The following is a 24,462-nucleotide window of genomic DNA, read 5'->3' as shown; positions in this document are numbered from 1 at the left end:
CGCGCAACCTTCGCGCCTGCAACATGACACTCATGTTCAGCCGGGAGGAGGCGGATCGATCACCCGCTGCAGCCGCGCGCCGGCCGGCCGCAGGTCCCGCCAGGGGGTGAGAACGAGGAATTCCGCCGCCCGCATGGTCGGGAATCCCTCCTCCAGCCGCGCATGCGCCGCGTCGCGCGCCTGCGCGCCCGAGGCCAGCATCAGCGCCAGCTCGTGCAGCCCCGGATTATGGCCGACCAGCATCACGCTCAGCATCGTCTCCCGCAGCTCGCGCAGGATTTCCAGCAGCCGCGCCGCCGGCGCCATGTAGAGCGTCTCCATCACCTCGATGTTCGGCGTCCGGTCCTCCCAGAACGCCACGCCCTCCAGCGTCTCGCGCGTCCGCCGCGCCGAGGAGACCAGCACCACGTCCGGCTCGATCGCGAGGCCCCGCAGCCGGTTGCGCATCCGCCGCGCCGCCTCGCGCCCGGCCGGGCTGAGCGCGCGATCGTGATCGGCCTGGTCGTCGCGGGCCCGTTCGGCCTTGGCGTGGCGCATGAGAATGAGCTGGTGCATGAATCTCTTTCGCGGCAGGGGTTGGCGGGGGCGTTTATGCGCGGCTCCGCCCTCGCGATCCAGAGCGCGTGCCCTATTTATTGCATCGGAGCGTTGCGCGGCCGGCGTCGCGGCATCCATTCGCCGCCCGTTGCCCGTAACCGCAGGGAAACCGTGAAGGAGGAACGATGACCGACGCCCCCATCGGCCGTCGCGGCGTCCTCGCCGCGGCGGCAGCCCTGGCGTTGCCCGTCCCGCGGGACGACCGCCTGGCATTCGACATCTACCGCAACGGCAGCCATGTCGGCCGGCAGAGCCTGCGCTTCATCCGCGCGGGCGACCATCTCCGGGTGGAGAACCACGCCGCCCTCAAGGTCGGGCTGATCGGCATCCCGCTCTTCACCTACCGCGCCCATATCGTCGAGCACTGGCAGAACGGGGCCTTCCGCGCCGCGACCAGCGAGATCGACGACAACGGCCGCAAGATCCGCCTCAGCGTCGAGCGGACGGCGTCCGGCGTCGTCATCGCCGGCAACCGCATCGCCCGCTACACCGCCCCGCGCGACGCCCTGCCGCTCACCTACTGGAACAAGGCGATGCTGAACGGCCCGATGATCAACATGCAGACCGGCCATACCGACCGGCCGACCATCACCCGCCAGGGCTGGTTCCACCTGCCCGCCATGCCCTCCGGCACCGTCACCGCGGCGCGCTACCAGCTCACCGGCCCGATCCGTCTCGCGGTCTTCTACAACCAGGCCGACACCTGGTCCGGCCTCGACTTCCATCACGAGGGTCACGTCACCTACCGCCCGATCCTCGGCTGATGCCCGGCCACCTGCGCGTCATCCTGGGCGACCAGCTCTCGCCCGCCATCGCCGCCCTCGCGGGCCTCGACCCCGGCGCCGACACGGTGCTGATGGCCGAGGCGATGGGCGAGTGCACCTATGTCCCCCACCATCCGCAGAAGATCGCGCTCGTCCTCGCGGCGATGCGCCACTTCGCCAGGGCCCTGCGCGCCCGCGGCGTCGCGGTCCGCTACGTCGCGCTCGACGATCCGGCCAATACCGGCACGCTCGCCGGCGAGGTCGCCCGCGCCTGCGCCGCGCTGAAGCCGGACGCCATCATCGCCACCGAACCCGGCGAATACCGGGTGCTCGAGGCCATGCGCGGCTGGGCCGAGCAGACCGGCATCCCCTGCGAGATCCGCGACGACACGCGCTTCCTCTGCTCCCGCGCCGATTTCGCCGCCTGGGCCGGATCGAAAAAGCAGCTCCGCATGGAGTTCTTCTACCGCGAGATGCGCCGCCGCCACCGCATCCTGATGGAGGGCGACGACCCGGTCGGCGGCAAATGGAACTACGACCCCGAGAACCGCAAATCCCTGCCCGCCGGGCTCGCGCCCCCCGAAGCGAAGCGCTTCCCGCCCATGGCCGAAACCCGCGAGGTGCTCGCCCTCGTCGCCGCCCGCTTCGCCGATCATTACGGCAGCCTCGATGCGTTCGACTGGCCGGTCACCGCGCGCGACGCCGAGTCGGGCTTCGCCGATTTCCTCGCCCGCCGTCTCCCCGGCTTCGGCGACTGGCAGGACGCGATGGCGGCGGACCGGGATTTCATGTTCCACTCGCTGGTCTCCGTCCCGCTCAATCTCGGCCTGCTCGACCCGCTCGATCTCTGCCGCCGCGCCGAGGCCGAATACGAGGCCGGCCGCGCCCCGCTCAACGCCGTCGAGGGCTTCATCCGCCAGATCCTCGGCTGGCGCGAATTCATCCGCGGCATCTACTGGCGGCACATGCCCGGCTACGCGACGCTGAACGCCCTCGGCGCCGACCTTCCGCTGCCGGATTTCTACTGGACCGGCGCCACCGACATGCGCTGCATGGCCCAGGCGATCGGGCAGACGCTGCGCCGCGCCTACGCCCATCACATCCAGCGCCTGATGGTCACCGGCAATTTCGCCCTCCTCGCCGGCATCGCGCCGGATGCGGTCGACCGCTGGTATCTCGCCGTCTACGCCGATGCCTATGAATGGGTGGAAATGCCCAACACCCGCGGCATGGCGCTGCACGCCGATGGCGGCATCGTCGGCTCGAAGCCCTATGCCGCCTCCGGCGCCTATATCGCCCGCATGAGCGATTACTGCGCCGGCTGCCATTACGACGTGAAGGACGCGACCGGCCCGCGCGCCTGCCCCTTCAACGCGCTCTACTGGGATTTCATCGCCCGCCACGCGGATCGCTTCGCCGCCAATCCGCGCATGGCGATGCCGGTGCGAACGTGGCACAAGATGGCGGAACCGAAGCGCCGCGCCCTGCGCGACCGCGCCGCCGAGCTGCGCCGCCGCCTGCAACACGGAGACAGAATATGAAACCCGTCACCAGCGCCGACGGCATCGTCTGGATCACCGGCGCCTCCAGCGGCATCGGCCGCGCCCTGGCCGAGGCGCATGTGGCGCAGGGCTGGCGCGTCGCCATCACCGCCCGGCGCGAGGCCGAGCTTCGCGCCCTCGCCGAAACCCATCCGAGCCGCATCATCGTCGCGCCGGCCGACGTGACCGATCCCGACTCGGTGCGCGAGGCGGTGAACACCATCACCCGCGACGGCCCGATCGCCCGCGCCATCCTCAACGCCGGCACCTATGAGCGCGACACCGCCGAAACCTTCACCGCCGATCGGCTGCGCCGCCAGGTCGAGCTGAACCTGCTCGGCACCGCGCACGGGCTCGAACTGGTGATGCCGGCGATGATCGCCCGCAAGCGCGGCCAGATCGCGCTGATGTCCTCGCTCGCCGGCCTCGCCGGCCTGCCCGGCTCGGTCTCCTATTCGGCGACCAAGGCGGCGCTGATCGCCACCGCCGAAGCCCTGAAATTCGACCTCGACCGCCACGGCGTCGCGATCTCGGCGATCTGTCCCGGCTTCGTGAAATCGCCGCTCACCGCGAACAACCGCTTCCCGATGCCCTTCCTGATGGAAACCGACGCCGCCGCCCGCGCCATCCTGCGCGGGCTCGATGCCGGGCGCTTCCTGATCGCCTTCCCCGAAGGCCTGGCCCGCCCGCTGCGCATCCTGCGCCTGCTGCCCCATGCCGCCTTCTTCCCGCTCGTCGCCCGCTTCACCGGGTCGCGCACGCCGGGCAGGGCGGAGCCGGACCCGGAGAGCTAGTTCCCCATCGGGAAATCGAGCCCGGTGCTGCCGAACCCGCCCGCCTCGCGCGCGGTCCGGTCGAGATCGTCGGTCTCCTGCCACACCAGCCGCGACACCGGTGCCAGCACCGCCTGGGCGATCCGCATCCCCCGCGTCACCTCGAACGCCTCGGTCCCGGCATTCAGCACGATCACCTGGATCTCGCCGCGATAATCGCTGTCGATCGTCCCCGGACTGTTCGGAATCACGATCCCATGCTTGAGCGCGAGGCCCGAGCGCGGGCGGACCTGCAACTCGAAATCCGGCGGCAGCGCGATGGCGAGCCCGGTCGGCACCAGCGCCCGCGCCCCCGGCGCGATCACCACCGGCGCATCGACCGCCGCCAGCAGGTCGAGCCCCGCCGATCCGGCGGTGGCATAGTCGGGCAGGGGCAGGCCGGCGCCATGCGCCAGCCGCTTCACGGCAACTGCAATCGTCATTGGAAAATCCCTGAAATCCTCTCCGCCAGCCGGTCGGCCACCGCGTCCTTCCCGGCGCGCGGCCAGGGCTCGGCGCCCGCTTCGGTGATCAGCACCACCTCGTTCTCGGCGCCACCCATGATGCCGGTTCCCGCGCCGACATCGTTGGCCACGATCCAGTCGCACCCCTTGCGCGCCCGCTTCGCCGTCGCCTGCGCGACAAGGTCGCCCGTCTCCGCCGCGAACCCGACGACAAGGCGCGGCCGCCGCCCCTCAAGCCGCGACACTTCCGCGAGAATGTCGGGGTTTTCCACCAGCGCCAGCGCCGGCGGCGCGCCGGTCTTCTTGATCTTCCGCCCCTGCGCCTCGACCCGCCAGTCCGCGACCGCGGCGCAGAACACCGCGGCATCGGCGGGCAGGGCGGCGAGCACCGCCGCGCGCATCTCCAGCGCCGTCTCGACCCGCACCACCGCCACGCCGGCCGGATCGGCCAGCGCCACCGGCCCCGAGACCAGCGTCACCCGCGCCCCGCGCCGCGCCAGCGCCGCGGCGATCGCGTGGCCCTGCCTGCCCGAACTGCGATTGGCGATGTAGCGCACCGGGTCGATCGGCTCATGCGTCGGCCCGCTGGTCACCACCACATGCCGCCCGGCCAGAATCCGCTCGCCATCGAGCCGCGCGACGATCGCCTCCAGAATCGCCGCCGGCTCCGCCAGCCGTCCCGGCCCGAACTCGCCGCAGGCCATCGGCCCCTCCTCGGGCCCGACCACCGAAACCCCGCGCCGAAGCAGCGTCTCCAGATTCGCCACCGTCGCCGGATGCGTCCACATCCGCACGTTCATCGCCGGTGCGACCAGCACCTCCTTGTCGGTCGCGAGCAGCAGCGTGGTCGCCAGGTCATCCGCCATCCCCGCCGCCATCTTCGCCAGCAGATCCGCCGAGGCCGGCGCCACCACCACGAGATCCGCGCTGCGCGAGAGCTGGATATGCCCCATCTCGCTCTCGCCGGTCAGCGAGAACAGGTCGGTATGCACCCGGTCCTCGCACAGCGCCTGCACCGAAAGCGGGGTGACGAATTTCTCTCCCCCGGCGGTGATCACCGCGCGCACCGCGCCGCCCTCCTTGCGGATCAGCCGGATCAGCTCCAGCGCCTTGTAGGCCGCGATCCCCCCGCCAATGACGAGCAGCACCCGCCGCCCGGCGAGGCGTGCGCTCACAGCCGCCATCCCGAATGGATCGCCGCGATCCCGCCGCTCAGGTTCCGGTATGAAACCCGCTCGAATCCCGCCCGCCGCATCATCCCCGCCAGCGTCTCCTGGTCGGGGAACATGCGGATGCTCTCGGCGAGATACTGATAGCTCTCGCGGTCCTGCGCGACCCGCGCGCCGATCGCCGGCAGCGCCACGAACGACCACTTTTCGTAAAGCGGCTGCGCCGCCGCCACCTGCAAGCGCGAGAACTCCAGGCAGAAGAACCGCCCGCCCGGCTTCAGCACTCGCCGCGCCTCGGCCAGCACCCGGTCCTTGTCGGTGCAGTTGCGCAGCCCGAACGCGATCGACACCCGATCGACGCACGAATCCCGCAGCGGCAGCGCCTCGGCATCCGCCACCGCGAAGCCGATCCCCTCGATCCGCGCCTGCTCCTCCGCCCGTCCGCGGCCGACGCGCAGCATCGCCTCGTTGATGTCGGTCATCAGCACCGGCCCGCCGCCGGCGGCGAGCCAGCGCAGCGAAATATCCCCGGTCCCGCCCGCGAGGTCGAGCAGCGTGCGGTGCGGCCGCGGGTCCATCATCGCGACGAATTCCCGCTTCCACAGCCGGTGCACGCCGAGCGACATCAGGTCGTTCATGATGTCGTAGCGCCCGGCGACGCTGTCGAACACCTCCCGCACCTTGTGCCGCTTCTCGCCGCGCGGCACGGTGGAAAACCCGAAATCGACGGTCTCGCTGCTGGTATCGGCCATGGGCTCAGGCTATAGCCGCAAACGCACCATGCCGGAACTCCCCGAAGTCGAAACCGTGATGCGCGGCCTCGCCGCCAAGCTCGAAGGCCGCCGCCTCGCCCGGGTCGTCCTCGCCCGGCCCGACCTGCGCTGGCCGATCCCCGAGGGCTTCGTGCAGTTCCTCTCCGGCGCCCGCGTCGAGGGTTTCCGCCGCCGCGGCAAATACATGTTCATGCGGCTCGACCGCGCGCTGTCGGTGCTGATCCATCTCGGCATGTCCGGCCGGATGACGATCGATTCCGCCCCGCTGCCGCACCAGCACCTGACCCTCGAAACCGACGACGGCGCCATCATCGGCTTCGTCGATCCCCGCCGCTTCGGCGCGCTCGACCTCGTCGCGACCGCGGCGGAGGACTCCCACCGCCTGATCGCCGGCCTCGGCCCCGAACCGCTCGACGATGCCTTTTCGCCCGCCACTCTTGCGTCCGCCCTCGAAGGCAAGAAAACCCCGATCAAGGCGGCGCTGCTCGACCAGTCGGTCGTCGCCGGCCTCGGCAACATCTATGTCAGCGAGGCCCTGTTCCGCGCCGGCATCCTCCCGCACCGCCTCGCCGGCACGATCGGGCGGGGCAGGGCAGGGCGCCTGGTGCCGGCGATCAAGGCCACGCTCACGGACGCCATCGCCGCCGGCGGCTCCTCGCTGCGCGACTACGTCCAGCCCTCCGGCGAACTCGGCTATTTCCAGCACGCCTGGAAAGTCTACGACCGCGCCGGCCAGCCCTGCGAACGCTGCCCCGGCCCGGCCGCCTGCGCCGGCATCAGCCGCACCGTCCAGTCCGGCCGCGCCACCTATTTCTGCGCCCGCACCCAGAAATAGCCCGCGCCGGGCAACCGCCGGCCCGGCCTCAGGCCGCGTGCGCCGCCGCGACGAAGTCCCGGATCAGCGGAACCGATTTCTCCCCCGGCGCGCTCTCCACCCCGGAGGACACATCCACCGCCGCCGCCCCGCTCGCGCGCACCGCCGCGGCCACGTTCGCCGGCGTCAGCCCGCCCGCCAGCAGCCACGGGGCGGGGGCCTGCCAGCGCTGCATCACCGCCCAGTCGAACGCGGTGGCATTGCCGCCCGGCCGGTCCGCGCCCCGCGGCGGCTTCGATTCGATCAGGAACCCGTCCAGCCCCTCATCGTCGCGCGGCAGATCGGCGGCGGAAGCAACCCCCACCGCCCGCCACACTTTCGCGCCGAACCGCGCCCGCATCGCCCGGCAGGCTTCCGCGCCGGCATAGATCTGCAGAAATTCGAGGTCCTGCACCTTCAGCACCGCCTCGATCGCCGCCGGTTCGGGGTCGACGAACAGCCCCACCCTTGGCACCCGCGCATCCGCGCCGATCGCCTTCAGCGCCTCGGTGGTGAGAAAGCGCGGCGAGCGCGGAAAGAACACGAACCCGACCCAGTCCGCCCCGGCGTCCGTCGCCGCCAGCCAGGTCTCCCGCGTCCGCAGCCCGCAGATCTTCGCCCGCGCCATCAGCCGATCGACGCCGCGATGGAAGCCGCCGCCGCCGCCGGGTCCGCCGCCGTGGTGATCGGCCGGCCGACCACGATATAGCTCGCCCCCGCCGCGATCGCCGCCTCCGGCGTCGCCACCCGCGCCTGATCGCCATGATCGGCGCCCGCGGGCCGGATTCCCGGCACCACCAGCACCGGGTCGGCGCCGAACGCGTCGCGCAGCACCGAAATCTCGTTGGCGCTGCACACCAGCCCGTCCGCCCCGGCGGCGAGCGCCAGCTTCGCCAGCCGCAGCACCTGCTGGCGCGGTCCGCCAGCCACCCCGGTCTCCGCCAGCGCGCCGGCCGAAAGGCTGGTCAGCACCGTCACCGCCAGCAGCACCGGCCGCGCCGCGCCCGCCGCCTCGGCCGCTTCCCGCGCCGCCGCGATCATGGCGCTGCCGCCCGCCGCGTGCACCGTCAGCATCGCCGGCCGCAACGGCAGCAGCGCGCGCACCGCCCCGGCCACCGTGTTCGGAATGTCGTGCAGCTTGAGATCGAGAAACACGTCGTGCCCTGCGGCGGCGTCCAGCAGCGCCGGCCCGTTGGCGCAGAACGCCTCCAGCCCCAGCTTCACCAGCCCGCAATGCGGCCCCACCGCGCCGGCCAGCCGCCGCGCCTCATCGAGCGAAGGCGTGTCGATCGCGGCGATCAGCCGCCGCGCGCCATGTCGTGCCGCGCCCATGTCAGACGGCCGGCGGCAGGCTGATCGTCTCGTCCGCCGGCGCTTGCGGTGCCGGCGGCTGCGCCCGCAGCGCCGCGAGCTGCCGCTCGGCCCGCTTCGCCCGCCGCTGCGCCCGCAGCCGGTGCGGCACATGGATCAGCATGCCCAGCAGCATGCCCAGCCCGAAGGCGATCAGCACGATCGCGCCGAGCACCGCCGAGCCCAGCGTGCCGAACGGAAAGAACGAAACCGCCACCGGCGCGCGGTTCGACAGGAGAAAAATCACCAGCGCCAGAATCACCAGCGCCCCGAAAATGAGCCGGACGGTCTTCAGCGGTCTACTCCTCGTCGTCCTCGTCGTCGTCCCCGGCGCCATCGGCCCCGCCGTCGAGCGGTTTCATGCCCGCGTTGACCATCTCGCGCAATTCGCGCCCGGCGCGGAAGAAGGGCACGGTCTTCTCGTCCACCTTCACCGTCTCGCCGGTCCTGGGGTTGCGCCCCGCCCGCGCCTGGCGCTGCTTCACCGAGAACGCGCCGAAGCCGCGCAATTCCACCCGCCCGCCCGCGGCGAGGGTGGCGGTCATCTCGTCGAACATCGCGGTGACGATCCGCTCCACATCCGCCAGCGTCAGGTGGGGATGGTCAGCCGCCAGCGCCGCGATCAGTTCAGATCTTGTCATGAGCCCGCCTCCCGTTTGCGTTACGGTGCCAGACGCGCCCGGTCCGGTCAATCCGCGCCTTGCCTAGAATGTTGAAAACGGCGGAAATTTCCGCCTCAGCCGAGATGCAGCGCGGCCTGCGTGCCCTCGATGATGAACTGCGCCGCCAGCGCCGCGACCAGGATGCCCAGCACCCGCCCGACCACGCTGGCCCCGGTCGCCCCCATCAGCCGCGCGAGCCGCCGCGCGCCCAGCATCGAAACCAGGGTGGCCGCGATCATCGCCGCCAGCGCCAGCGCGTTGGCGAGCACCGCCCCCGGCTGCCCGCCCGCCTTGGCGTGCAGCAGCACCATCGTGGTCATCCCGCCCGGCCCGGCGATCAGCGGAATCGCCAGCGGAAACACGCTGATATCCTCGGTCGACTCGCTCGCGGCACTGCGCTCCTCGCTGCTCGCCCGCAACTCGCCCTTCGCCGTCACCATGTCCTTGGCCGAGAGGAACAGCAGCGCCCCGCCGGCGATCTGCAAGGCCGGAATCCCGATCCCGAGCAGCCGCAGCAGCTTTTCCCCCGCGAGGCCGAACACCAGCAGCACGAGGAAGCTGATCGCCGAGGCCCGCCTGGCGATCGTCCGCCGCTTCGCCGCGTCGTCATGCGTGGTGAGCGCCGCGAAGATGATCGCGGTGCCGACCGGATCGATGATGACGAACAGCGCCACCGCGGCATAGAGGAAATCGGCGATGAACGCGTTCAGCACCGCCCCGCCTCCGCCGCGTCGAGATCGGCCTGCGTGTTGATGTTGACGAACGGGTCGCGCTCATCCGCGAACGCCACCGCGCGCATCCCGATCTCCGCCGCGAAGCCCGACACCCGGTATGGTCCCTTCCCGTCGAGGAAGCGCTCCAGCGCGTCCGCCGCCGCCACCGGCCAGAGTGCGACGAGATGATGCGTCCGCCCGTGCGAGGCCGCCACCGCGGGTGCCGCGCCAAGCCGGGCCGCAAGGTCGCGCGGCGCGAAGGGCGTGTCCACCGGCAGGCTCAGCAGCGTCTCGCCGCCTGAAGCCGCCGCCCAGCGCATCCCGGCGAGCACCCCGGCCAGCGGCCCCTTGCCGCGATGCCGCCCGTCCTCCAGCACCGGAATCCCGAACCGCGCGAAACGCGCCGGATCGCCCGCCGCGCTGAGTGCCACGGCGCCGACCTGTCCCGAAACCGTTGCGATGGCGTGATCGAGCATCGTCCGTCCGTGCAGGATCAGCAGCGCCTTGTCCACCCCGCCGAGCCGCCGCCCGGCGCCGCCGGCCAGGATCACCGCCCGGAGATGAGAACCCGATGGATCTGCCATGAGGGAATTGCGAGGGGCAAAAAGATGGGGCGAACGATGGGGCTCGAACCCACGACATCCAGGACCACAACCTGGCGCTCTACCAGCTGAGCTACGTCCGCCGACGGACGGGGGTTTAGGCCGATCGACGCGGTCTCGTCAATCGGCCTTCCCGGATAATCAGGCGGCCTTCCTGCCGATCAGTCCGCGCTTGACGATCGTCTCGGCGATCTGCACCGCGTTCAGCGCCGCGCCCTTGCGCAGATTGTCCGAAACGCACCAGAAGCCGAGCCCGTGCGGCACCGTGGGATCGACCCGCAGCCGCGACACATAGACGGCATCCTCGCCCTGGCATTCCAGCGGGGTGACGTAGCCGCCATCCTCGCGCTCGTCGAACAGCGTCACGCCCGGGGCCGCGCGCAGCGCCGCCCTTGCCGCCTCCAGCGGGGCCGGGTTGGCGAACTCGACATGCACGGCCTCGCCATGGCCGATGAACACCGGCACCCGCACGCAGGTCGCGAACACCGCGATATCGGGGTCGAGGATCTTGCGGGTCTCGACCGTCATCTTCCACTCTTCCTTGGTCGCCCCGTCCTTCATGAACACGTCGATATGCGGGATCACGTTGAAGGCGATCGGCTTGGTGAAGACTTCCGGCTTCGTCGTCTCGTGGACATAGGTGGCCTTGGTCGCGCGCTCCAGCTCGTCCATGCCCTCCTTGCCCGCGCCGGAGACCGACTGGTAGGTCGCGACCGACACGCGGCGGATGCCGAACTTCTCGTGCAGCGGCTTCAGCGCCACCACCATCTGGATCGTCGAGCAGTTCGGATTAGCGATGATCCGCCGCCAGTCCGGCTTCGCCATGAAGGCTTCCAGCGCGTGGGTGTTCACCTCCGGCACCACCAGCGGCACGTCCGGCTCCATGCGGAAATGGCTGGTATTGTCGATCACGATGCACCCCGCCTCGGCCGCGCGCGGCGCGTGCACCGCCGAGATCGAGGCGCCCGGCGAGAACAGGCCGAAATCCACCCCGCGGAAATCGAAGGTCTCCAGGTTCTTCACGGTGAGGATCGCCTCGTCGCCAAAGCTCACCTGCTGCCCCGCCGAGCGCGGGGAGGCGAGGGCGATCACCTCGGAGGCGGGAAAGTTCCGCTCCGCGAGCGTCTTGAGCATCTCGCGCCCGACCGCCCCGGTGGCCCCGACAACTGCAACTCTATACGCCATCTGCCTTCATCCTCATCCAATTCAGCTGCACGAGCTAGCGTCCCGCCCGGCAAGGTGCAAGGGAAATGCCCGCACCTCACAACGGAACGGCGCGAAATTCCTCGCGGTGGATCGCCGTGCGCAGCATCCGGTCGCCGCCGATCATGCCGCGATACATGCCCGACGAATTGAACGGCATCACCGGGTCGCCGGCGGCGCCGAGCGCGATCAGCCCGCCATCGCCGCCGCGCGGCGCGAGCTCGGCGATCACGTCCGCCGCCGCCTTCGCCAGGCTCTCGCCCTTGTAGCGCAGCCGCGCCGCGATGTCGGCGGCGGCGGTGTAGCGGATGAACACCTCGCCCGTCCCGGTGCAGCTCACCGCGCAGGTCTCGTCATCGGCGAAGGTGCCGGCGCCGAACACCGGCGTGTCGCCCACCCGTCCGGCGCGCTTGGCGGTGATCCCGCCGGTCGAGGTCGCCGCGGCGAGATGCCCGTGCGCGTCCCGCGCCACCGCCCCCACCGTGCCGTGCCGGTCGGCGTCCGAGCGCGTGTCCGGCGCGCCCGAGGCCCGGCGCGCCAGCTCCATCTCCAGCGCCGCCCGCCGGTTAGGCGTCTCGAAATAGGCCTCGGTCTCGAATTCCAGCCCCGCCGCCCGCGCCACCGCCAGCGCGCCGTCGCCGATCATCAGCACATGCGGCGTCGTCTCCATCACCGCCCGCGCCGCCAGCACCGGGTTCACCGGCCCGCAGATCCCGGCCACCGCCCCCGCCGCGCGATCCGCCCCGTTCATGATCGCGGCGTCCATCTCCAGCGTGCCGGCATCGGTCAGCACCGCCCCGCGCCCGGCATTGAACAGCGGATCGTCCTCCAGCACCACCACCGCCGCCGCCACCGCGTCCAGCGCCGAGCCGCCCTCGCTCAGCACGTCCCAGCCCGCGCGCAGCGCCCGCCGCAGCCCCTCGTGCCGCGCCTCCGCCATCTCCGGCGTCATGTCCGCCGCCCGCATCGTGCCCGCCCCGCCATGGATCGCGATCGAGATGCTCATTTCGTCTCCTTATTGCCGTAAGCGTCAGTTCTCGCCATACTCGGCGCACCGGCGCACACTAGTCGCCCGGAACGCAGGGAGGAACAGGAATGGCGGCAGAGCTGATCGTGGAAAGCGTCGGAGCGGTGCGGGTGCTGAAGCTCAACCGGCCCGACCGTCTGAACGCGCTGAACGAGGCGGTGCACGAGGCGCTCGCCGCCGCCTTCGCCGCCATCGAGGCGGACGATTCGGTCCGCGCCGTGCTGCTGACCGGCGAGGGCAGGGGGTTCTGCGCCGGCGCCGATCTCAACCAGTCCCTCGGCGGCGGCCCGCGCGATCTCGGCGCCTCGATCGACCGGCACTACAATCCGCTGGTCCGCCGCATGCGCGCCCTGCCGAAGCCGATCGTCGCCGCGGTCAACGGCGTCGCCGCCGGCGCGGGCGCCAATCTCGCCCTCGCGGCGGATATCGTGCTCGCCTGCGAGTCGGCGAATTTCACCCAGGCCTTCATCCGCATCGGCCTGATCCCGGATGCCGGCGGCACCCATTTCCTCCCCCGCGCGGTGGGCGATGCCCGCGCCCGCGGCCTCGCCATGCTGGGCGAGACCATCACCGCCCGCCAGGCCGCCGACTGGGGCCTGATCTGGCGCTGCCTGCCCGACGAGGGCTTCCTCGCCGCCGCCCTCGCGGTCGCGGCCGATCTCGCCTCCCGCCCGACCCAGGCGCTCGCCGCGATGAAGGCGGCCTTCAACGCCGCCGGCGCCAACGGGCTCGACGCCCAGCTCGATCTCGAGCGCGACCTGCAACGCCGCATGGGCCGCACGCCGGACTTCGCCGAGGGTGTGATCGCCTTCCGCGAGAAGCGCCCGGCGAACTTTACCGGCGCGCCGCCAGCGCGAGACTGAGCGCGATCGCCCCGAGCCCCGCGAACAGCGCGCGGGGCCCGGCCCCCGCGTGCAGCAGCGCGGTCAGGATCAGGCTCGCCGCGACCATCCCGGCGGCGGAGAGAATGTTCGTCCCCGCCACCGCCCGCGCCCGCGCCTCCGCCGGCGCCCAGGCCTGCACCGCGGCGAAGCTCGGCACCGCGATCACCCCGCCGCCGAGGGCGACGACGAACAGCAGCGCCAGCGTCACCCCGAACCGGTCTGCCGCCGCCAGCGCCCCCAGCGCCAGCGCCGCGATGCCGACGGCGACCGTCCCGCCCCATGCCGGCGCCAGCGCGATCCGCCCGCGCAGCCGTGATGCCGCGAGAAAACTCCCCGCGCCGATGCCGAGCGAGAACACCGTCAGCCCCAGCGTCACCGCGCCCGGCCCGCGCCCCAGCGTCGTCCGCGTCAGCACCGGCAGCAGCGTCATGCAGGTGATCCCGGCGAACCAGAACCAGGCGTTGACCAGCGCCGCCCGCCACAGCGGCGCCGCGCCGCGCAGCGTGCGCAGCAGATCCGCCGAGGCCGCCACCGGGCTCGCCGAGAGTTTCAGCCCCGGCCGCGCCGCCCCCGGCCGGGGGATCAGCGCCGCGGCGCCGAAGGCGAGCAGGGCGAACCCCATCACCACGGCGCCGAGCAGCCAGGGCTCCCGCGCGCCGAGCAGCCCGCCCAGCGCGGTCCCCGCCAGGATCGCGAGGAAGGTCGCGAAATCCACCATCGCGTTGGCGAGCGGCAGCCGCGCCGTCTCCAGCAGGTCCGGCAGCAGCCCGTATTTCACCGGCCCGAACAGCGCCGCCAGCACCCCGAAGGCGAGCAGGGCCGCGAACAGCACCGGCACCGAGCCGGCGAGAAACCCCGCCACCGCGAGCCCCGCCGCCCCGATCTCGACCCCCTTGACCACGGTCGCGACCCGCGCCTTGTCGAACCGGTCCGCCAGCTCGCCGGCAATCCCCGAACACAGCAGGAACGGCAGGATGAACACCCCGCCCGCCAGCGCCACCAGCGCCGGGCCGTCCTTCGCGCGGTAGAGGATCAGCACCACCAGCGCGGTCTTGAGGAAATTGTCGTTGAAGGCGGCGAAGGCCTGGCACCAGAACAGCGGCGCGAAGCGCCGGTCCAGCAGCAGCGCGCCTGGGGTCGCGCCCGAAGGCGCGCCGGATGTCGCGCCCGAAGGCGTGCGGGCGTTCGCGCTCAGGCTTCGTCCGGCGTCTTGAGGTCGAGGCTGAGCGCGTGCAGCCCGGTCTCGAACTCGGCCTTCAGCGCCTCGTTCACCGCCCGCTGCCGCGCCACCCGGTTCATCCCCCGGAACGCCTCGGCCACCATCTTCAGCCGGTAATGCGTCTCGCCCGCCTCCGGCGCGTGTCCCGGCCCGGTCATCCGGCCGATATGGCTGGCGTGTTTCGCGCTGTCGTCCTTCAGCTCGAGCAGGCCGGGCGCGAAGCGTTCTGCGAGGATCGCGCGGATTCTGTCGGATCGTGATGTCATGGGTGGATTGTGCGCCGCCGCCCCCCGGTTGCCAAGACGCCGGCAAAGGGCAAATTAGGGAACATGACGAGACTATGCCCATGACCCGGACCACCCGCCGCGTGCGCGCCTTCGCGCCCGACCCGGATGCCCCGGGCCGCGCCTGCGACATGCCCGACTGCGACAAGCAAGGCGAATACCGCGCCCCCCGCTCGCGCGAGCACCTGCGCGACTGGCACTGGTTCTGCCTCGAGCATGTCCGCGCCTACAATGCCGGCTGGGACTACTACAAGGGCATGAGCCCCGGCGAGATCGAGGCGCATCTGCGCGCCGACACCGCTTGGCAGCGCCCCACCTGGCCGCTCGGCCGCGCCGGCGCCGTCGGCGAGGCGGTGGAGGCCGAGCTCGCCGCCTTTTCCGGCCTCGGCCGCGCCCGCCGTCCCGAGCCCGAGCGCGCCCCGCCCGAGCTGCGCGAGGCGCTGGACGTGCTCGGCCTCGCCTGGCCGGTCACCCGCGAGGCGGTGCGCGCCCGCTACAAGGAGCTGGCCAAGCGCCACCACCCGGACGCCAATGGCGGCGACCGCAGCGCCGAGGAACGGCTGAAGACGATCAACCTCGCCTACGCGACGCTGCGCGCCCGCCTGCCGGCCGCCGAGGGTCAGCCCCGCGCCGCCGCCGGCGCCTGATCCCTTGCGCGCCGCGCCATGCCGAGTACTCTGACGACAAGAGACCTGAGGATGATGGATCGATGAACAATCTCGCTGCAATCGCCGAAACCCGCGGCACGCCGACCTCGGCGATCAACCTGCCGGACCGCACCGTCTCGGCGCGCGAGGTCTTCGGCATCGAGTGCGGCTTCGAGATCCCCGCCTTCTCCGAGCGCACCGAGCACGTCCCCGAGATCGACGCGACCTACCGCTTCGACCCGGAGACGACCATCGCCATCCTCGCCGGCTTCGCCCTCAACCGCCGGGTGATGATCCAGGGCTATCACGGCACCGGCAAGTCGACGCATATCGAGCAGGTCGCCGCCCGCCTCAACTGGCCCTGCATCCGCGTCAATCTCGACAGCCACATCTCCCGCATCGACCTCGTCGGCAAGGACGCGATCGTGCTGAAGGACGGCAAGCAGGTCACCGAATTCCGCGAGGGCCTGCTGCCCTGGGCGCTGCAGCACCCCTGCGCGCTGGTGTTCGACGAATACGACGCCGGCCGGCCGGACGTGATGTTCGTCATCCAGCGCGTGCTGGAGGTCGAGGGCAAGCTCACCCTGCTCGACCAGAACCGCGTCATCCGCCCGCACCCGGCCTTCCGCCTCTTCGCCACCGCCAACACGGTCGGCCTCGGCGACACCACCGGCCTCTATCACGGCACCCAGCAGATCAACCAGGGCCAGATGGACCGCTGGAACATCGTCGCCACGCTGAACTACCTGCCGCACGGCCAGGAAGTCTCCATCGTCATGGCCAAGCTCGGCATCACCGAGGCGGACGCGGCGGAGAAGAAGCGGATCGAGAGCATGGTCGCCCTGGCCGATCTCACCCGCGCCGGCTTCATCAACGGCGACATCTCCACCGTGATGTCCCCGCGCACCGTCATCACCTGGGCCGAGAACGCCCGCATCTTCAACGATGTCGGCTTCGCCTTCCGCCTCACCTTCCTCAACAAGTGCGACGAGGCCGAGCGCGCCACCGTGGCCGAATACTACCAGCGCTGCTTCAACGCGGAGGTTGAAACCGGCGTGCATCCCCGCCGCGGCGCCTGATGCCGGCCGAACCCTCCCGCAGCGAGGAATTCAAGCGCGCCACCGCCGGCGCCGTCCGCGCCATCGCCGGGTCGGACGAGGTGCAGGTCGCCTACCAGCCGGGGGCGGCGGGCCTCGCCGGCAAGCGCGCCCGCCTGCCGGCGCCGACGCGCGCCCTGCCGCCGGCCGAGGTCGCCAGGCTGCGCGGCATCGCCGATGCGATGGCGCTGCGCCTGCGCCATCACGACGACGCCATCCACGCCGCCCGCGCCCCCGTCGCCCGCGACGCCCGCGATGCCTACGACGCGCTGGAACAGGCCCGCGTCGAGATCGTCGGCGCCGCCCACATGCAGGGTGTCGCCGCCAATCTCCAGCGCAAGCTGAACGAGGACGCCGAGGCCGAGGGGCTCGACCGGATGAGCCGCGCCGAGCAGCTCTCCACCGCCCAGGCGCTCGGCCTGCTCGCCCGCGAGCGCATGGACCCGGCCTCGATCCCCGCCGCCGCCCGCCACATCCTCGATCTCTGGCGCGAGACCCTGACCGGCGATGCCGACCGGGCGCTGGACGATCTCGCCGCCGAGCGCGCCGACCAGGACGCCTTCGCCCGCGCCGCCCGCCGCCTGCTCGCGGTGATGGACCTCGCCGAGGCCGAAGCCGAGTCCGAGGAAGGCGAGGACAGCGAGGAACAGGGCGAGCAGGGCGAACAGTCCCTCTCGCAGGACAATTCCAGCGAGGGCGAGACCCAGACCCGCGAGGACGACCAGGACCTGCTTTCCGAGGCCCCCGACTCCCTCGAATCCGAAGCCTCCGACGCCGAGGCCGACGAGGAGACCGACGACGATTCCGCCGCCGCGCCGGACGAGGCGCCCGCCGGCCCGCAGCAGCGCCGCAAGCCGGTGGAAGATGAAACCGGTGCCGCCTACCACGCCTATACCCGCGCCTTCGACGAGGAAATCGGCGCCGAGCAGCTCTGCGATCCCGAGGAACTCGCCCGCCTGCGCCAGCAGCTCGACCAGCAGCTCCAGCATCTGCACGGCGTGGTCTCCAAGCTCGCCAACCGCCTGCAGCGCCGCCTGCTCGCCCAGCAGCAGCGCGCCTGGGATTTCGACCTGGAGGAAGGCCTGCTCGATGTCGGCCGCCTCGCCCGCGTCGTCGCCGACCCGCTGCTGCCGCTCTCCTTCAAGCGCGAGCGCGAGATGGAATTCCGCGACACGGTGGTGACCCTGCTGATCGACAATTCCGGCTCGATGCGCGGCCGGCCGATCTCGGTCGCCGCCATGTGCAGCGACATCCTGGCCCGCACGCTGGAGCGCTGCGCGGTGAAGGTGGAAATCCTCGGCTTCACCACCCGCGCCTGGAAGGGCGGGCAGAGCCGCGAGAAATGGGTGGCGGACGGCAAGCCGCGCAATCCCGGCCGGCTGAACGACCTCCGCCACATCGTCTACAAGGGGGCGGACGAACCCTGGCGCCGCGCCCGCCGCAATCTCGGCCTGATGCTGCGCGAGGGGCTGCTCAAGGAAAACATCGACGGCGAGGCCCTGGCCTGGGCCTATCGCCGCCTCTGCGCCCGGCCCGAGCACCGCCGCATCCTGATGGTCATCTCCGATGGCGCGCCGGTCGACGATTCCACCCTCTCGGTCAACCAGGGCAGCTATCTCGAACGCCATCTGCGCGACGTGATCCGCGACATCGAAAGCCGCGACTTCGTCGAGCTGGTCGCCATCGGCATCGGCCACGACGTCACGCGCTACTACCGCCGCGCCGTCACCCTGGTCGATGCCGAGGAACTCGGCGGCACGATGATGAAGAAACTCGCCGAACTCTTCGACCAGGACGCCGCCGAAAGCTGGGCCCGCGCCGCCGCCCTCCGCGCCCCCCTGGTCGCCTGAGGGCGGCGCCCGCGCCTCAATCCGCCGAGGTGAGCCGGAACTCGATCCGCCGGTTCTGCGCGAGGTCCTGCGGCGTATTGCCCGTGGCGATCGGGTGATCCGCGCCGAACCCGGCCGCCACCACCCGGTTCTTCGGCACCCCGTCCGCGATCAGCAGGTGCAGCACCGAAAGCGCGCGCGCCGCCGAGAGGTCGAAATTGTCCTTGTACGGCCCGCCGGTGATCGCCTCCTTGTCGGCATAGCCGGTGACGCTCAGCACCCAGTTGATCTTGTCCGGAATCTTCGGCGCGATCGCCTCGATCGCCTGCGCCACCTTCGCGATCTCCGCCTTGCCCTTGGCCGAGAGCCGTGCCGAGTCGGAGGGGAACAGCACCGCGCTCTCGAACACGAAGCGGTCGCCCACCACCTTGATGTCCTTCTGGTCCGCCAGCGCCTTGCGCAGCACGCCGAAGAACTCGCTGCGATACTGCTCCAGCGACTGCACCTTGCGCGCCAGCGCCTCGTTCAGCCGCTGGCCGAGATCGGCGATCTGCACGTGCTCTTCCTGGTCCTTCTTCTGCGCCGCATCGAGCGCTGCGGCGATCGTCGCGAGCTGCAGCCGCAGCGCCGCGATCTGCTGGTTGAGCAGGCTGACCGTCTGCAGCTCCTGCGCGTTCAGCTTCACCTGGCCGGCGAGTTTCCCGCCCGCCGCCGTCACGGCGGCGCCGAGCGTCGCGGTCTTCGCCGTGAGCGCCGCGTTCGCCGCCATCAGCGCGGCCTCGCGCGTCTTCGCCGCCTTCATCAGCGAGGCCATGCTGGCGAGTTCGTCCTGCAGCGAGGCCGTCTTCGACTTTTGCAGCGCCAGCACGTGCGAGAGCTGGGCGATCTCGCTGCGCAGCGCGGTGATCGTCTTGTTCCGCCCCGACAGCGCCACCGACAGGAACGCCTCCGCCAGCACGAAGACGAGCAGCACGAAGATCGTCACCATCAGCAGGGTCGACAGCGCGTCGACATAGCCCGGCCAGATCTCCAGCCCGTTGTTGCGGCCGCGGATCGTGCGTGCCATGGCTCAGCCCTTCGCCTCGTCGAACCGCGCGGCGACGGTCCGGGTCAGCACGTTGAGGTCGTGGCGCAGATCGGCGAGCCCCTGCACCCGCCCCTGTTCCGCCTCGGCGATCATCCGCGCGATCAGCAGTTCGATGTTGCGCAGATGCGCCCGCGCGATCTCGCTGCCGTTGCGCTCGTCGCTGCGTTCGGCGAGGCGGGTGAGGGCGGCCAGCCCTTCGCCCACCCGCAGCATCACCCGCTGCGAGTTCTGGATCGATTCCGCCAGCACGTTCATCCGCTCGCTCATCTCCGCGATCGTCCGCGTGGCGTCGTGCCGGCTCTCCTCGCTGCGCGCCAGCAGTCGTTGCAGCGCCTCGACATTCTCGGTGTTCTGCTCCAGCAGCGCCTGCGCATAGGCCGGCAGCCCGCCCTCGCCATCCGCGGCCACCGCCCCCGAGGAAACCCGCGTCAGCCCGGCGAGCCACTCCTCCAGCTCGTTGAAGAAGCGCGTCATCGCCTGTCCTGCCGTCAGGTCGAGGAAGCCGAGGATCAGCGCGCCCGAAAGCCCGAACATCGAGGAGGAGAACGCCGTGCCCATCCCCGCCAGCGGCCCGGCGAGCCCGGCCTTGAGCTGGGCGAACATCCCGTTCACGTCCCCGCCCGCGAGGTTCATCGCCGCGATCACCGCGGCCACCGCGTGCACCGTCTTCAGCAGCCCCCAGAACGTCCCGAGCAGGCCGAGGAAGATCATCACCCCGGTCACGTAGCGCGAGGTCTCGCGGCTTTCGTCGAGCCGGCTGGCGATGCCATCCAGCATGGTCCGCATGCTCGCGACCGACAGCGTCACCCGCCGCCCGTCCTCGTGCCGCCCGCCGAACATCCGCGCCATCGGCAGCAGCAGCCGCGGTTTCGGCCCATGCTCGATCGAGGCGCGCGAGCGCTGGAACCGCTCCACCCAGTCCACTTCCGGGCTCAGCCGCATCACCTGCCGCAGGTTCCAGAAGATGCCGAACACCTCCACCACCGCGATCACCGAGTTCACCACCGGGTTGGCGAGGAAGAACTTCTCCAGCGTCGGCGCGAGGAAGGCGGCCAGCCCGTAGACCAGGACCAGGAACACCAGCATGCGGATCAGGTAGCTGTTCGGTCGGGTCATCGGGGCTCCTGCCTCAGGGAAGGGTGCTCAGCGTCACGCGGTCGTCCGGCGCGCCCGGCGGATTGCCGAGCGCCTGCACGATGATCCGCTCTGCCGGAATCCCGGCCTTCAGCAGCATATGGCGCACCGCCATCCCCCGCCGCAGCGCCAGCCGCCGCGCGATGGAGGGATCGTCGGCCACCCCCGGCGCGGTCGCGCGCACCAGGAAGCGCAGCCCGCGCGGCCGGGGCGCGGCGAGAAACCGCTTCACCGCCGCCTCGCCCCGCGGTCCCGGCGCCGCGCTGGTGCCGGGCATCACGATGGCGACGGGCGCGGGCGGCTTCGGCGCCGCCGGCTGCGGCTTCGGTGCCGGCTTCGGCGCCGGATGGGGCAGGGCGGGCCGCGCCGCGGCGATCACCGGCGCGGGGGGCGGCGGCAGCGGCAGGCGCGACACGGCGCGATGCGGCGCCGGCCGCCGGACGATCGCCGGCTTCGGCACCGCCCGCCGTTCGGGCGCCGGCGCCGCGGGCTTCGCCGCCGGCGCGGGCCCGCCGAGCTGCCGCAGCGCCTGCGGGTTGACGACAACCTGCGCCGGCGCCGGATGAATGAGGATGAACGCGGCCGCCATGCACGCCGCGAGGAAGCCGCAATGTCGCATCGCGTGCGACACTAGCGCATGTCTCCCATGCCGCTCAATGGCGGCCCGGATCAGGTTTTCGCGGTCTCCAGCGCCGAGCCGACCAGCTCGCGCAGCCGCGGGTGGATATGCGGGTTGCCGGCGACGATGTCGCCGCTCAGCGCATCGCCGCCATCCGGCGCGGTGGCGTAGCCGCCCGCCTCGCGCACCATCAGCGCGCCGGCGGCGACATCCCACAGATGGGTGCCGAGTTCCCAGTAGCCGTCATACCGCCCCGCCGCCGTCCAGGCGAGGTCGAGCGAGGCCGAGCCCATCCGCCGCACGCCCGCCGTCTCCGGCATCAGCGCGCCGAGCACGCGGGCGAAGGCGAGGCGGTTGCGCGGCGCGGTCCTGGCGAAGGGAATCCCCGTCGCGAACAGCGCGCTCGACCAGTCCCGCCGCGACGACACCCGCAGCCGCCGGTCGTTGAGATAGGCGCCCGCGCCCTTTTCGGCCCAGAACAGCTCGTCGAGCGCCGGCGCCATCACCATGCCGGCGACGATCTCGCTGCCGCCCTCCGGCAGCCGCTTCTCCAGCGCGATCGAGATCGCCCAGTTCGGGATCGCGTGCAGGAAATTGGTCGTCCCGTCGAGCGGATCGACGATCCACCGCCACGCCCAGTTCTCCGAGCCATGCGCCCCGCTTTCCTCCATCAGGAAGGCGTAGCCGGGCCGGGCGCGTTCCAGCTCCTCGCGGATCGTCTGCTCGGCGCGCATGTCCGCCTGGCTGACGAAGTCGGACGGCCCCTTCACCGAGACCTGGAGATGCTCGACCTCGTTGAAATCGCGGACCAGCCGTCGCGCGGCCTTCTGGGCCGCGGCGACCATGATGGTCATGTGCGCGGAACGGCGGGGGGTCATGGCTCGATACTCCGGAAAACGGTCCGGCGCGGCGCCCGTGCGCCGCGCCCGGCCTCAGCCCTTGGCCCGCTCGACGTAGGTCGAATCCTCGGTGCGGACGACGATGCGCTCGCCCGCCTCGATGAAGGGCGGCACCATCACCTTCACCCCGTTCGACAGCTTCGCCGGCTTGTAGGAGGAGGAGGCGGTCTGCCCCTTCACCACCGGATCGGCCTCGACGATCTCCAGCGTCACCGTCGCCGGCAGGTGGATGCCCACCGGGTCGCCTTCCACCAGGTCGACGATCACCGCCATGTTGTCCTGCAGGAACGGCGCCTGATCGCCGAGCAGCTCGGCCGGCACCAGGAACTGCTCGAAGGTCTCGCCGTCCATCAGCACCAGGTTGTCGCCGTCGGTGTAGGAATAGGTGTAGTCGCGGTTGTCCGTCATCAGCCGCTCGACCGTGTCGGCGGTGCGCCAGCGCTCGTTGGTCTTGTTCCCGGTCTTGAGGTCGCGCATCTCCACCTGGATGAACGCGCCCCCCTTGCCCGGGGTGATGATCTGCTGCTTGAGCACCGTCCAGCGGCGACCGTCATGCTCGATCACCTGGCCGGCGCGGATCAGATTCGCCTGCTGCTTCATGAATTCACACTCGAACTGCGATAAGGATGCGGCGGCTTAACGCGATGCGCGGCTTTCGGCAAGTTTGCGCTCCGCCGCCACCAGGGCCGCGAGCACGATGCCGAGCCCCTCGCGATGCCAGCGCTGGACCGATTTGTGGTCCGCCCCCAGCACGCCGCCGAGCCTGCGCCAGGGAAACAGGTGCCGCCCGGTCAGCGGATGGGTCAGCGCCCGCGCGCCGAGAATCCGCCGCAGCACGAACCGCTCCTCGGGGATCGCGGCGAGCCAGCCGAGCGCCTCGTCCATGCGGTCGATCTCCGCACCCGAGGGGTGCGGCGGGCGGATGCGCGAGGCCTCCCAGCCATAGGCGTCGAGCGCGCTGCGCACCACCTCGTAGCGGGTGATCCTGAGGTGCGGCGAATAGCCCCGCTCCGGCAGCGCCAGCAGGCACGACCCCGCCGCCTCCAGCCTTGATGCGATCGCGCCGATCGGGTCCGCCGCCCCGCTCACCGCCGGGCAGGGGGCAATCTCCACCCGCCGCTCCACCCCCGCGGCGCCGATCCCCGAGCCGAGCACCTCGCCCGCCCGGCGCGCCCGCACCGCGCTCATCGCTCATCCTCCCGCCCGGGGGCGGCGAGGGGGACGAACGCCGTGCCCTCCAGAATCGTCCCGCGCGTCAGCAGCCCCCAGGAGCGCGGATGCCCGGCCGGCAGCGGCGGGCGGTTCGGATCGTCCTCCGGCGGCGGCTTCGGCCGCGCCGCCTGGCTCGGCCCGCCGGCGGCGCAGAGCCGCCGCCCGCGCTCGATGATCGTGTTGCGCGACAGGCCGAGCACGGCGGCAATCGCCGCCCAGGTCGCCCCGTCCACCCGCATGCGGCGGATCGTCTCGTCGGCGGCGTCGGTCCAGATGCGGCGTTCGGGCATCGCTCATCTCCTCGTTGATGAGCGGATTGTTAGTTCAGCCGGTTAGAGATGTCAATAAAACTAACAACGCGAATCGCGCGGCCGCAACCGGGCCTGTCGGCGGACCGCCAGCGTCACCAAGCCGATCGATCAGTCAATCATCTGAAAGAATTGAAGTTATCCGCCGTCCCGCGCCGCGGCTCCGCCCGCGGCAGGAGCGAAAAAAAATCGCGCCCGCAGCAGCACATCGCCCGCGACCGCCGCCCGCACCGCCGCCTCGCCGTTAGTATCGCCGACAATCACCACATCGCCGGACCCGTCCTCGGTGCCCCGCGCCCGGTCGAGAAACAGCCGCGTCAGCGCCGCCGCCACCGCGCCGCGCGGCACGCAGCACGAACACCCGATCCCATGCCCGAACCGCCGCACCTCCTCCGCCCGGAACCCGCCCACGACCCGCGCGCCGGAAGGCGGCGCGAACCCCTCCTGCACCAGCACCGCATCCCCCGGCGCCACCGCCCCGCCAAACCTGATTCCGATCCGCATTTTTGCTCCTTCTTCTTGCTCCGGCCGGCGCCGCGAAATCCCCGCCCCGCGAAATCCCACCATGGCGCGACGTGGCAATCGGCCGCCGCCGCCGCAAGCCCGGCCGCCTTGCCAGCAACACGGGCCGGACGATACGTTGCCGCTGCCGTGTTGTCCGCAGGAGTTCGCCTCATCGCCCGCCCGCCCGTCTTCCCGTCCGGCCGGATCTG

Annotated in this window: 30 protein-coding genes and 1 tRNA gene; 8 read left to right on the top strand and 23 right to left on the bottom strand. The window is 71.5% G+C overall.

The features are described from left to right. Positions 1 to 36 precede the first annotated feature (36 nt). Positions 37 to 555: a SixA phosphatase family protein gene (locus ACMV_RS08870; protein WP_011942448.1), complete on the bottom strand. Its 519-nt coding sequence runs from the start codon at positions 553 to 555 to the stop codon at positions 37 to 39. Positions 556 to 722: 167 nt separating this feature from the next. Between ACMV_RS08870 and ACMV_RS08865 the strand changes: the two genes are divergently transcribed. From ACMV_RS08865 to ACMV_RS08855, 3 genes are read left to right on the top strand one after another with little or no spacing between them, the layout of a single operon-like run. Further along, positions 723 to 1,361: a DUF6134 family protein gene (locus tag ACMV_RS08865; RefSeq protein WP_011942447.1), complete on the top strand. Its 639-nt coding sequence runs from the start codon at positions 723 to 725 to the stop codon at positions 1,359 to 1,361. After that, positions 1,361 to 2,902 carry a cryptochrome/photolyase family protein gene (locus tag ACMV_RS08860; RefSeq protein ID WP_013640176.1) on the top strand — a complete coding sequence of 514 codons (1,542 nt, stop codon included), beginning with the start codon at positions 1,361 to 1,363 and terminating at the stop codon, positions 2,900 to 2,902. The genes ACMV_RS08865 and ACMV_RS08860 overlap by 1 nt, the downstream gene beginning before the upstream one ends. After that, a complete protein-coding gene (locus ACMV_RS08855) occupies positions 2,899 to 3,696 on the top strand; it encodes an SDR family NAD(P)-dependent oxidoreductase (protein ID WP_013640175.1) in 798 nt (265 codons plus the stop codon). Before ACMV_RS08860 ends, ACMV_RS08855 begins: the two co-directional genes overlap by 4 nt. Here ACMV_RS08855 and dut read toward each other — a convergent pair. From dut to ACMV_RS08840, 3 genes are read right to left on the bottom strand one after another with little or no spacing between them, the layout of a single operon-like run. Continuing rightward, complete coding sequence (dut, locus tag ACMV_RS08850; RefSeq protein ID WP_007423662.1) at positions 3,693 to 4,157, bottom strand: dUTP diphosphatase; 465 nt, start codon at positions 4,155 to 4,157, stop codon at positions 3,693 to 3,695. The two genes, ACMV_RS08855 and dut, sit on opposite strands and share 4 nt — an antisense overlap. Then, a complete protein-coding gene (coaBC, locus tag ACMV_RS08845) occupies positions 4,154 to 5,362 on the bottom strand; it encodes a bifunctional phosphopantothenoylcysteine decarboxylase/phosphopantothenate--cysteine ligase CoaBC (RefSeq protein ID WP_013640174.1) in 1,209 nt (402 codons plus the stop codon). The genes dut and coaBC overlap by 4 nt, the downstream gene beginning before the upstream one ends. Then, positions 5,350 to 6,099, bottom strand: a complete 750-nt coding sequence (locus ACMV_RS08840) for a class I SAM-dependent methyltransferase (protein ID WP_011942444.1) — start codon at positions 6,097 to 6,099, stop codon at positions 5,350 to 5,352. The genes coaBC and ACMV_RS08840 overlap by 13 nt, the downstream gene beginning before the upstream one ends. 28 nt (positions 6,100 to 6,127) lie before the next feature. Between ACMV_RS08840 and mutM the strand changes: the two genes are divergently transcribed. Further along, entirely contained in the window at positions 6,128 to 6,955 is an 828-nt protein-coding gene (mutM, locus tag ACMV_RS08835) for a bifunctional DNA-formamidopyrimidine glycosylase/DNA-(apurinic or apyrimidinic site) lyase (RefSeq protein ID WP_013640173.1), read from the top strand. A gap of 28 nt (positions 6,956 to 6,983) precedes the next feature. Here mutM and ACMV_RS08830 read toward each other — a convergent pair whose 3' ends face one another. The 9 genes from ACMV_RS08830 to ACMV_RS08790 form a co-directional block, all read right to left on the bottom strand. Then, the gene (locus ACMV_RS08830) at positions 6,984 to 7,601 is read right to left on the bottom strand and encodes a phosphoribosylanthranilate isomerase (RefSeq protein WP_013640172.1); all 618 of its coding nucleotides are present in this window, start codon (positions 7,599 to 7,601) and stop codon (positions 6,984 to 6,986) included. After that, positions 7,601 to 8,305, bottom strand: a complete 705-nt coding sequence (gene pyrF, locus ACMV_RS08825; RefSeq protein WP_013640171.1) for an orotidine-5'-phosphate decarboxylase — start codon at positions 8,303 to 8,305, stop codon at positions 7,601 to 7,603. Before pyrF ends, ACMV_RS08830 begins: the two co-directional genes overlap by 1 nt. Position 8,306: 1 nt before the next feature. Next, a complete protein-coding gene (locus tag ACMV_RS08820) occupies positions 8,307 to 8,660 on the bottom strand; it encodes a lipopolysaccharide assembly protein LapA domain-containing protein (RefSeq protein ID WP_081479234.1) in 354 nt (117 codons plus the stop codon). Further along, on the bottom strand, positions 8,623 to 8,964 hold the full coding sequence (locus ACMV_RS08815) for an integration host factor subunit beta (RefSeq protein WP_007423782.1): 342 nt from the start codon (positions 8,962 to 8,964) through the stop codon (positions 8,623 to 8,625). The genes ACMV_RS08820 and ACMV_RS08815 overlap by 38 nt, the downstream gene beginning before the upstream one ends. 95 nt (positions 8,965 to 9,059) lie before the next feature. After that, the gene (locus tag ACMV_RS08810; protein WP_013640169.1) at positions 9,060 to 9,698 is read right to left on the bottom strand and encodes a MarC family protein; all 639 of its coding nucleotides are present in this window, start codon (positions 9,696 to 9,698) and stop codon (positions 9,060 to 9,062) included. Next, the gene (mobA, locus tag ACMV_RS08805; protein WP_041664821.1) at positions 9,692 to 10,282 is read right to left on the bottom strand and encodes a molybdenum cofactor guanylyltransferase MobA; all 591 of its coding nucleotides are present in this window, start codon (positions 10,280 to 10,282) and stop codon (positions 9,692 to 9,694) included. The genes ACMV_RS08810 and mobA overlap by 7 nt, the downstream gene beginning before the upstream one ends. A gap of 25 nt (positions 10,283 to 10,307) precedes the next feature. Further along, positions 10,308 to 10,383: transfer RNA gene (locus ACMV_RS08800), tRNA-His, on the bottom strand. A 58-nt stretch (positions 10,384 to 10,441) separates the two neighbouring features. Continuing rightward, positions 10,442 to 11,485, bottom strand: a complete 1,044-nt coding sequence (locus ACMV_RS08795) for an aspartate-semialdehyde dehydrogenase (protein ID WP_041664820.1) — start codon at positions 11,483 to 11,485, stop codon at positions 10,442 to 10,444. A gap of 76 nt (positions 11,486 to 11,561) precedes the next feature. Further along, complete coding sequence (locus ACMV_RS08790; protein ID WP_013640166.1) at positions 11,562 to 12,509, bottom strand: isoaspartyl peptidase/L-asparaginase family protein; 948 nt, start codon at positions 12,507 to 12,509, stop codon at positions 11,562 to 11,564. Between the two features lie 89 nt (positions 12,510 to 12,598). Here ACMV_RS08790 and ACMV_RS08785 point away from each other — a divergent pair, with 89 nt between their 5' ends. After that, positions 12,599 to 13,393 carry an enoyl-CoA hydratase-related protein gene (locus ACMV_RS08785; protein WP_013640165.1) on the top strand — a complete coding sequence of 265 codons (795 nt, stop codon included), beginning with the start codon at positions 12,599 to 12,601 and terminating at the stop codon, positions 13,391 to 13,393. On the opposite strand, the gene ACMV_RS08780 is transcribed toward ACMV_RS08785, so the two are convergent. Both ACMV_RS08780 and ACMV_RS21160 read right to left on the bottom strand, forming a co-directional pair. After that, positions 13,365 to 14,513, bottom strand: a complete 1,149-nt coding sequence (locus ACMV_RS08780) for an MFS transporter (RefSeq protein ID WP_269214176.1) — start codon at positions 14,511 to 14,513, stop codon at positions 13,365 to 13,367. The genes ACMV_RS08785 and ACMV_RS08780 overlap by 29 nt on opposite strands. A gap of 92 nt (positions 14,514 to 14,605) precedes the next feature. Then, complete coding sequence (locus ACMV_RS21160; RefSeq protein WP_007423540.1) at positions 14,606 to 14,899, bottom strand: BolA family protein; 294 nt, start codon at positions 14,897 to 14,899, stop codon at positions 14,606 to 14,608. A 74-nt stretch (positions 14,900 to 14,973) separates the two neighbouring features. Between ACMV_RS21160 and ACMV_RS08770 the strand changes: the two genes are divergently transcribed. From ACMV_RS08770 to cobT, 3 genes are all read left to right on the top strand, one after another. After that, a complete protein-coding gene (locus tag ACMV_RS08770) occupies positions 14,974 to 15,564 on the top strand; it encodes a J domain-containing protein (RefSeq protein WP_013640163.1) in 591 nt (196 codons plus the stop codon). Between the two features lie 62 nt (positions 15,565 to 15,626). Then, positions 15,627 to 16,643, top strand: a complete 1,017-nt coding sequence (cobS, locus tag ACMV_RS08765; RefSeq protein ID WP_007423827.1) for a cobaltochelatase subunit CobS — start codon at positions 15,627 to 15,629, stop codon at positions 16,641 to 16,643. Further along, complete coding sequence (cobT, locus tag ACMV_RS08760) at positions 16,643 to 18,511, top strand: cobaltochelatase subunit CobT (protein WP_013640162.1); 1,869 nt, start codon at positions 16,643 to 16,645, stop codon at positions 18,509 to 18,511. The genes cobS and cobT overlap by 1 nt, the downstream gene beginning before the upstream one ends. A 16-nt stretch (positions 18,512 to 18,527) precedes the next feature. Here cobT and ACMV_RS08755 read toward each other — a convergent pair whose 3' ends face one another. The 8 genes from ACMV_RS08755 to ACMV_RS08720 all read right to left on the bottom strand — a co-directional run bounded on the left by ACMV_RS08755 (position 18,528) and on the right by ACMV_RS08720 (position 24,253). Next, positions 18,528 to 19,556, bottom strand: coding sequence for a peptidoglycan -binding protein (locus tag ACMV_RS08755; RefSeq protein WP_007422760.1), 1,029 nt, complete (start codon positions 19,554 to 19,556; stop codon positions 18,528 to 18,530). A gap of 3 nt (positions 19,557 to 19,559) precedes the next feature. Further along, the gene (locus tag ACMV_RS08750; protein ID WP_007422761.1) at positions 19,560 to 20,693 is read right to left on the bottom strand and encodes a hypothetical protein; all 1,134 of its coding nucleotides are present in this window, start codon (positions 20,691 to 20,693) and stop codon (positions 19,560 to 19,562) included. A gap of 13 nt (positions 20,694 to 20,706) precedes the next feature. Then, positions 20,707 to 21,342 (bottom strand): OmpA family protein, encoded by a 636-nt coding sequence (locus ACMV_RS08745; RefSeq protein WP_041664817.1) that lies wholly within the window; start codon positions 21,340 to 21,342, stop codon positions 20,707 to 20,709. Between the two features lie 38 nt (positions 21,343 to 21,380). Continuing rightward, complete coding sequence (locus ACMV_RS08740; protein WP_011942432.1) at positions 21,381 to 22,208, bottom strand: inositol monophosphatase family protein; 828 nt, start codon at positions 22,206 to 22,208, stop codon at positions 21,381 to 21,383. Between the two features lie 54 nt (positions 22,209 to 22,262). After that, positions 22,263 to 22,829 carry an elongation factor P gene (gene efp / locus ACMV_RS08735; protein WP_007423006.1) on the bottom strand — a complete coding sequence of 189 codons (567 nt, stop codon included), beginning with the start codon at positions 22,827 to 22,829 and terminating at the stop codon, positions 22,263 to 22,265. Positions 22,830 to 22,865: 36 nt separating this feature from the next. Further along, complete coding sequence (locus tag ACMV_RS08730) at positions 22,866 to 23,417, bottom strand: DUF6362 family protein (RefSeq protein WP_013640160.1); 552 nt, start codon at positions 23,415 to 23,417, stop codon at positions 22,866 to 22,868. After that, positions 23,414 to 23,731, bottom strand: a complete 318-nt coding sequence (locus ACMV_RS08725; RefSeq protein ID WP_007423008.1) for a hypothetical protein — start codon at positions 23,729 to 23,731, stop codon at positions 23,414 to 23,416. Before ACMV_RS08725 ends, ACMV_RS08730 begins: the two co-directional genes overlap by 4 nt. Positions 23,732 to 23,887: 156 nt before the next feature. Then, positions 23,888 to 24,253, bottom strand: coding sequence for a hypothetical protein (locus ACMV_RS08720; RefSeq protein ID WP_013640159.1), 366 nt, complete (start codon positions 24,251 to 24,253; stop codon positions 23,888 to 23,890). Between the last annotated feature and the right edge of the window lie 209 nt (positions 24,254 to 24,462).

The sequence above is a fragment of the Acidiphilium multivorum AIU301 genome, from assembly GCF_000202835.1.
GTDB classification, from domain to species: domain Bacteria; phylum Pseudomonadota; class Alphaproteobacteria; order Acetobacterales; family Acetobacteraceae; genus Acidiphilium; species Acidiphilium multivorum.
The sequence above is the reverse complement of the archived record's forward strand: the minus strand, read 5'-3'. Positions and strand labels throughout refer to the sequence as shown.